This window comes from Belliella aquatica, assembly GCF_014637795.1.
GTDB classification, from domain to species: domain Bacteria; phylum Bacteroidota; class Bacteroidia; order Cytophagales; family Cyclobacteriaceae; genus Belliella; species Belliella aquatica.
Genome location: NZ_BMFD01000049.1, coordinates 1 through 1578, shown reverse-complemented (window position 1 = coordinate 1578; position 1578 = coordinate 1). Strand labels below are relative to the sequence as shown.

1 protein-coding gene and 1 pseudogene are annotated in these 1578 nt (G+C 43.7%); both read right to left on the bottom strand.

Translation table 11 applies throughout. The features are described 5' to 3' along the window. Positions 1-503 (bottom strand): annotated as a pseudogene (locus tag IEV57_RS19215) (hypothetical protein); the annotation flags it as partial. Positions 504-505: 2 nt separating this feature from the next. Then, entirely contained in the window at positions 506-1477 is a 972-nt protein-coding gene (locus tag IEV57_RS19210; RefSeq protein WP_188444654.1) for a PorP/SprF family type IX secretion system membrane protein, read from the bottom strand. Positions 1478-1578: the final 101 nt, after the last annotated feature.

Here is a 1578-nt window from a genome sequence, read left to right as displayed (position 1 = left end):
AGATTCCTGTCAGAAACAAAGTAATTTCTACCTTCCCTATCAGAACGCAAACCATAATCTGTTCCCGCACTGTTATACTTATCCACTGTTCGGAATGCTATCGTCTCATCTTCGGCTACGCTCTCTCCGCCATACACTTTGCTTCGTTCCGCTTCAGTCAGGGTAATACCTAGATCAGTAAGGGACTGCCCTGCCTGAACGGCTGCTCTGGCATAGTTCAAATAATCCTCTCTATCTGATTCAGCAAACTTCACCGTCTTGCCCCACCATTCAAAAGCTTTCTGATAACTTCTGATAAAAGTATAACTCTCCGCTGCTCGCTTGGCAGCATAGTAAGTCTGCTTGATATTGAATGCCTCTGCATACTGTGATCCCGAATGCTCAAATCGCTTCAGATCATATTCTATATCCGCATATCTGAGCATATTTCTTTGGGCAAAAAGCCCGCCAGATACCAGTACCAACATCGTACCCAGTAAGATCTTTTTTAATTGCTTTTTCATTATCAGAACCATCTAGGATTGTAAACAATTTCTCTTTTACTTCTCAGGTATACCCCTAAGGATATCTCGTGTGACTCGTTCCTGTAGCTGTTCAGTGCATTCAAGTTGTAATCATAGGCATATCCTAGTCTTAAGCCTGGCGTAATAAAATATTCCATGACCAAAGCAACCGCATTGCGCTTGCTTAGATTCTCCTGAAGCTGGTCTTCAAAAACCCTTACATTAGACCTGTAAGAACCTCCAAGCCATACCCTATCCATAAACAAAAACATCGCATTCAAATCATAGCTTGTCGGAGAACCCTTCACATGCTTCACCAAAACGGATGGCTTCAACTGCACATTGTCACTCAAATCTACCATCCCTCCGAAGGTCAGGTAATAATGAAAATCATGAAATGCTACTGCAATATCCTCTCTCAATAAAGCCCTTCTGCCGATCAGGTTGTAGGCAGAAAAACCTGCATAAAATCTGTCCGTATGGTAAAAAACTCCTGTATTCATATTCGGTGCCGTAGCTGCTATCCGACTCACTGGCAAGGTAGGATCATCCGGATTCACCGTGATGATGTCCGAAGGATCGAAAGCATACTCCGATATCCCCCCGCTGATGCCCAAGGACAACCTACCTCTGTCACCAGTGTTGATCCGGTAGGCATAGGTTAACATGGCCAGATTACTCTCTGTCAATCCTATCTTATCTCTCACATAAGAAACCCCAAAACCCATTCTTCCCTCATTGGCACTCAAATCTGCCGTCAAGGACATCGTCCTTGGTGCTCCTGGAAAATTAACCCACTGACTTCTATAAGTCGTCTGAATATAGCCCTCATTCTTATATCCCGCATAACCTGGATTGATATGCAGTCCATTGAAAATGTATTGGCTGAACTGTGGCAACTGTTGAGCCTCTCCCGGTAGTACTGAGAGCATCAGTAAACCCATCAGCATGCCTATGATATATTTCTTTTTCATTTTCTCTTATTTTTTAGCTCCTGATTTTGGATAATACCGTCCCGGCAGAAGGAATCCCTCCCGCCGGGCGTACGGTATATTTATCTGATTCGCTCCTTTAC

Coding starts and splice junctions, on each gene's coding strand:
- IEV57_RS19210 (WP_188444654.1), bottom strand. CDS start 1,477: ATGAAAAAGAAATATATCATAGGCATGCTGATGGGTTTACTGATGCTC.